Source organism: Candidatus Proelusimicrobium excrementi (genome assembly GCF_937881865.1).
GTDB lineage: Bacteria > Elusimicrobiota > Elusimicrobia > Elusimicrobiales > Elusimicrobiaceae > Proelusimicrobium > Proelusimicrobium excrementi.
In genome coordinates this window covers 1-5,886 of sequence record NZ_CALGEO010000144.1, presented here as the reverse complement: position 1 = coordinate 5,886, position 5,886 = coordinate 1, and the positions used below count along the sequence as shown (strand labels likewise).

The window sequence follows — 5,886 nt, the reverse complement described above, 5'->3', positions numbered from 1 at the left end:
AATTTAAGTTTTATTCTGATTGAGGTATACTTGCAGCTATGCGAGCGCAGCGAGCGAGGTATCCGACTGACTAAAAAACGCAAAGGCGGCCAAATACGAAAGTCTGCTAGCCATGAGAATTTAACTTAGACCTAATTAAACATAAAACCGCCCGCCCCTGGGACTTGGCCTCAAACAATGTTATATAATCTCCTTATGAAATGGAACCCTTGGCACGGCTGTAAAAAATATTCCGAAGGCTGCCTTAACTGCTATGTCTACCGCATAGACGCGCGGCACGGCAAAGACAGTTCCTTAATCATAAAGAATAAAGACTTCAACCTGCCGCTGAGGAAAAACCGCAAAGGCGGCTTTAAAGTTCCGCCCGGCGAAACGCTTTACACCTGTTTCAGTTCGGATTTCTTTCTAGAAGAAGCAGATCCCTGGCGCGCCGACGCTTGGCAAATAATAAAATACAGAAGCGACGTCAACTTTTTCATAATAACCAAAAGGATTTTAAGGGTGCGGGCTTTGCTTCCGGCGGACTGGGGCGAGGGCTACCCTAACGTAACCATCGCCTGCACGGCCGAAAACCAAAAACGCGCAGACGAACGCCTGCCTGAGTATTTGGATTTGCCGATAAAAAACAAAATTATTATATGCGAGCCTCTTTTGGGCCCGATAAATTTAAAAGCTTATCTTTCTGGCGGAATATCCGGCGTGATAGCCGGGGGCGAATCCGGGGAAGAAGCCAGAACCTCAAATTACGATTGGTTCCTAGCCCTAAGGGCGCAGTGCGTTGAAGCCGGAGTGCCTTTCACTTTCAAGCAAACCGGCGCGCATTTTATCAAAGACGGCAAACTCTACAATATTCCGCGCGCGCTCCAGCACAAACAAGCGGCAAAAGCCGGCATAAATACGGATTGATTATTCCATAAATTCGGCTTTATCGGTTTTGGCGATAAACGCGTCGGCCTCTTTAAGCTGTTTTATTTTGTAACAAAGCGGTATAACCGCAAAAGTTACAAGCCCCGCTATGCTTACGGCGAGGAAAAATTCTTTATACCCCAGCATAACCTGCAATTTGCCGCTAAGCATATTGGGTATCATCATGCCGAAGGCCATTATCCCCGTGGAAATGGCGTAAAAAGAAGTTTTATACTTACCCTGCGATACAAACATTATAAAAACCGTAAAAGCCATCATGGCAAGGCCGTTGCCGAAGTTTTCCAGCACCAGCAAAGCCCCTATCACTTTAAGCGACGGGTGGAACCAAGCCATATAAGCGTAGAAAAAGTTAGGAAGAACCAAAATTACTGCAAAATACCAAATACAGCGGCGGAAACCGTATTTCGAAAGTAAAAAACCGCCGAAAATATTGCCGGCTATTACTGCCAAAAGGCCCAAAGTTCCTTTTATATATCCGAACGCTTCCGTACTGACGGCCAAAGCGCCTTCGCTTTCCGGCTTTAAAAGAAAAGGAACCACAACCTTTTCCAGGCAGGCGTCGCCGAAACGGTAAAGCAAAATAAAAAGCAAAATGTATACTATATTTTCCTGCTTGAAATAAGCTTTAAACACCTCGGCGAAAAGCGGCAGTTCCCCCTTTGACGGGGCGGGTTTATCTTCCGCCGGGCGCGGAAAAATAAATTTATGATACGTTGTTACGATAACCGTCAGCAAAGAAACGGCGCAAAACACCACCGCCCAAGCGGAAGTTTCGCTCCCGGTAAGTTTTTGAAGTTTTGCCGCCAGCACCACCAAAGGGCCGCTGACCGCTATCATCGCAAAACGGTAAAAAACAGTACGCCAGCCGACGAATGCGCTTTGTTTTTTCTCGTCTAAGGCTATCATATAATAACCGTCAAGCGCAATATCATGCGTGGCCGAAATAAAAGCCCCTATAAAAAAGCCCAGCACAGAAAAAGTAAAAAAAGCAGAACAGTTTAAACTTAAAGCAATAAACAAAAAAATCCACGCCAAAGCGTACTGCGTAGATAAAATCCACAGGCGTTTTGTGGCGTTTCCTTCAACAAAAGGGGACCAAAACATTTTTAAAACCCAAGGAAGATAGAGCCAGCTGGTCCAAAAGATAAAAACGTCGTTCGCTACGCCCAGCTTGGAATACATTACGGCGGAAAGTATGTTAATTACGCCGTAAGGCACGCCCTCCATAAAATAGGCGGTGGGCACATAAGCCCAAGGGCTTAAATTTTTTAAGTTCATGGCAGGCTCCTTTGCGACGATAAAATCACTATACAAAAAAATAAGAATACAATTAAAACTCTTACCTATCAAAAGATCTCTAATAAATATTTGCAGGAATGAAGCCAAAAAATAGTTCTTCATTAATCTCGTTTATATTTTATATAATATAAACTACTTGGGCGCGAAAATTTTGACCCGCGCTTAAAAGATTTTGGAGAGGTGTGTGAGTGGTTGAAACAGCAGGTCTCGAAAACCTGTGTACCGCAAGGTATCGAGGGTTCGAATCCCTCCCTCTCCGCCAGTTTTCTTACTAAAAAGCCCTACTTCTTTGTTGTTTGCTCAGTCGGATACCTCCGCCTTCGGCGCGTTTTCCCGGTATTCCTTCCTCGCAAACGCCTTGAATTAGGGCTTTTTATTTTGAAAACTCCTGACATTCAGCTATCTCATTTTTAGTGAAAGCACCAGCGCGAATACGAAAGTTATTTCACTGACTTTTCCCCATATTGCTTCGTTTTTACGGATAATTTTTAGGGCTTTAGGCCCATATGAGGATAGGCCTTTTGGCAGTTGTAAAAATACGCACGCCTGTTATACAATATAATAAAGAAACGAAACAGGAGAATACATGAAAAAATTTATAACAACAGCCTTAACTTTGTGCATTTTAACCGCTGCCGCAAGCGCACAGCTGCTTGACGGAAATAAAACAAAAAAAGATGTTCCATTCTCACAATGGAAAATCGGCGCCGAAAGCACATTTTTCTCTAACTGGCAAAAACAATATGAAGAAGCAAAAGCCAAACAAGCCAGAGAAAAAGCCGCCGTCGACAAAGCTTACGCCGCTATTCCCGAAAAAGCAAAAACCAAAGCGGAAATAAAATGGCATGAGTTTTACACTAACCAATACGGTGAAGAAGGAAGCCTGTGGGGAAAATATACTTGCAGCGTTATTTTGCTTGATTATAACGAAAAGAACGGCTTGGGCACCGTAAACGCGGCTTTTAAAAATGACTGCTTTAAATTGGCTAAGGAACAATCTGAACAGCATTGGTTTACTTTCTCTATTTTTCTCTATAAGTTTAACAATGAATATCAGGAAGAAAGCTTTATCTATGAGTACGACTCTTCCGTCGACACTAATAATTTAAAACCGTTCAGCCGCGTTAAAATCAACGGATATGACTATTATCAATTCTATATGCCTGTTCGCACTCCGGCTTTACAGGCTGGCTTAAGAAAATTGTTCCCCGATAAAAAGAATTTTATCACAGCGGAAAAAGCAGCTTTAGCCTTAAAAAAGATGCCTGCTCACTCAAAGCTGACGTTTTACGGCTATAATTATTAAAAGTTCTGTTTACGATAAAAAATCCCCGGTTCTCCCGGGGATTTTTATTGTCTTATAAACATACCGTCTTAAGATAACGCTGTTTCTTTAAGCTTTACGTAATCGACTTTGCCGCTGCCCATAAGAGGTATTTCCTCCGTAATGCGGATATCCTTGGGGACGGCAAGCTCGCTTAAGCCCTTTTCCTTAAAATACGCCAGCAAAGCCGTACGCTCCGCATCTTTTTGCGTAGTAAACAGTACAAGCTGCTCGCCCTTCTTATCATCGGGGATATTGACTACAGCGTGCGTTTTGCCCGGCCATAAGGCGTTAATTTGCGTTTCAACGGCGGTTAAGGAAATCATTTCCCCCGCTATTTTGGCAAAGCGTTTGACGCGGCCCAAAATAAACACAAAGCCGTCTTCGTCAACGCGAACCATATCGCCGGTGTCATACCAGCCGCCCTGAGGGGCTTCTAATACGCCGGGGGCGGATTCCCTCAAATACCCGGCCATAATATTGCCGCCTTTTACATATAATCTGCCTCCGTCTTCCACCCCGGGAACTTGCTCCAGCTTATATTCAATCCCGGGTAAAAAGCGGCCTACGCTTCCGCGTTTAAAATACATAGGCGTATTTACGGACAAAACTGGCGAGGTTTCCGTCGCGCCGTAGCCCTCCATAATACGCAGGCCGAAAAGGTCGTAATATTTGCGGATTGTTTCCTCCTTAAGTTTTTCCGCGCCTACCACTGCCAAACGCACCGAATAAAAATCATAAGGGTGAGCCATTTTCGCATAACCGTTAAAGAACGTATCCGTACCGAAAATAATTGTTGCATTGCTGTCGTAAATCAATTCCGGGACGATACGGTAATGCAAAGGCGACGGATAGAAAAACACCGGCACCCCGCAAAGAAGAGGAAGCAAAGTGCCAACCGTCAGCCCGAAAGAGTGGAACATCGGCATGGCGTTAAATACTTTGTCTTTCAAGCCGAAGTCCAATACGCTTTGAAGCTGCAAACGATTTGCCTGTATATTTTCATGCGTAAGAACAACGCCTTTAGGCGTACCCTCGCTGCCGGAAGTAAACAGCACGACGGCTCTATCCTTTGAACTTACCCTTCCGCGTATGCGTTTATAATAAAAGCGCGGGAAATAGGAAGCCGCCCAGCCGACGGCTTTATCCCAAAGGTTTATTTGATTTTTTAAATCCTCCAGATAAACAAGCTCCACCCCGGCTTTTTCAAACGCGGAAGCGGCTTCTGAAAGTCCGCCTTGTTCCAAGAACACTTTTGAGGTATATACGGATGAAATTTCCGCCGCTTTACAGCAGGAGAGCATATTTTTTACGCCCGAAGAAAAATTGAGCATACAAGGCGTAATGTTAAAAGCGCGCATGGCAAAAAAAGTTACCGCGCCGGCGGTCGTATTGGGCAGCATAAAGCCGGCCATTGCCCCCTTATGGCGTTTGGAAATTTGTTTTCCCAGCACAAATACGGACGTTAAAAATTGGCCGAAAGAAATCCAGCGGCGGCTTATGTCCGTAACTATCTTTTTGCCGCGCCCCACCAAATCGCAGGCGTCGAGCAGGGCGTCAAACAAAGTTTCCTCCGCGTCGCCGGCTTCATATCTCATATTAACCATAATGTCATATAGAGCGCGGGCCGAGGCTAAACGGCGTTCTTTGCCTTTAAGAGTATCCGACAACCGCAAAGTTTTAGGTTCCTGCACGGTAACGGTTATATTGCTTTGCGGACGCGTTTTAAGCTGCGTGCCGAAACGCGAAAACAACGAATATTGGCTGCCTTCCAGGCACACCGGCAGAATCTGAGCTTTGCTTTTATCGGCTATCATTGCGGGGCCGGGGTAGATCTTCATTAGGCCGCCTGTCGTCGTAATACGCCCCTCAGGGAAAATCACGACGCGCTTGCCGGCTTTTACTTCCTCTATTATCGATTTAACGGCCATGGGATTGGTCGGGTCGATAGGGAAGAATTTTATTAAATGCAGGAACGGTTTTATATACCATTTTTGGCTTACATAGGTATCCACGGCAAAATATAAATCACCCGGCAGATATACCCATAAAAGCACGGCGTCCAAAAAAGAAGTGTGGTTGGCCACCAAAACGGCGTTGCCCCGCAAGTTCTTCCAATGTTCAATACCCTTCACTTTTACGCCGTAAACCAGGTTAAGTATACGCTTCATTATCATGCGGATAATATGATGCGGAAGCAAACCGCAAATATAAACGGCGGCCAAAGCGTTGGCGGCGGCGACCGCGCCGAAAACGGCCGGTATTGTAAAATTCACGGCAAGCAGTAAAGCGCAGGCACCGCTGCCGGCAACCATAAATAAAGAATTTATGATATT

The 5,886-nt window shown here is 45.1% G+C and carries 4 protein-coding genes and 1 tRNA gene; 3 read left to right on the top strand and 2 right to left on the bottom strand.

The window, feature by feature from the left end:
- Positions 1–195 precede the first annotated feature (195 nt).
- Positions 196–906: a DUF5131 family protein gene (locus ACQY26_RS06660; RefSeq protein WP_428048362.1), complete on the top strand. Its 711-nt coding sequence runs from the start codon at positions 196–198 to the stop codon at positions 904–906.
- Here ACQY26_RS06660 and ACQY26_RS06655 read toward each other — a convergent pair whose 3' ends face one another.
- A complete protein-coding gene (locus ACQY26_RS06655; RefSeq protein ID WP_428048361.1) occupies positions 907–2,205 on the bottom strand; it encodes an MFS transporter in 1,299 nt (432 codons plus the stop codon).
- 195 nt (positions 2,206–2,400) lie between these two features.
- Here ACQY26_RS06655 and ACQY26_RS06650 point away from each other — a divergent pair.
- Positions 2,401–2,488, top strand: a tRNA-Ser gene (locus ACQY26_RS06650).
- Positions 2,489–2,812: 324 nt separating this feature from the next.
- Complete coding sequence (locus tag ACQY26_RS06645) at positions 2,813–3,532, top strand: hypothetical protein (protein WP_428048360.1); 720 nt, start codon at positions 2,813–2,815, stop codon at positions 3,530–3,532.
- Between the two features lie 68 nt (positions 3,533–3,600).
- On the opposite strand, the gene ACQY26_RS06640 is transcribed toward ACQY26_RS06645, so the two are convergent.
- Positions 3,601–5,886 (bottom strand): AMP-binding protein (locus tag ACQY26_RS06640; protein ID WP_428048359.1); only part of this gene is annotated, 2,286 nt, incomplete at its 5' end.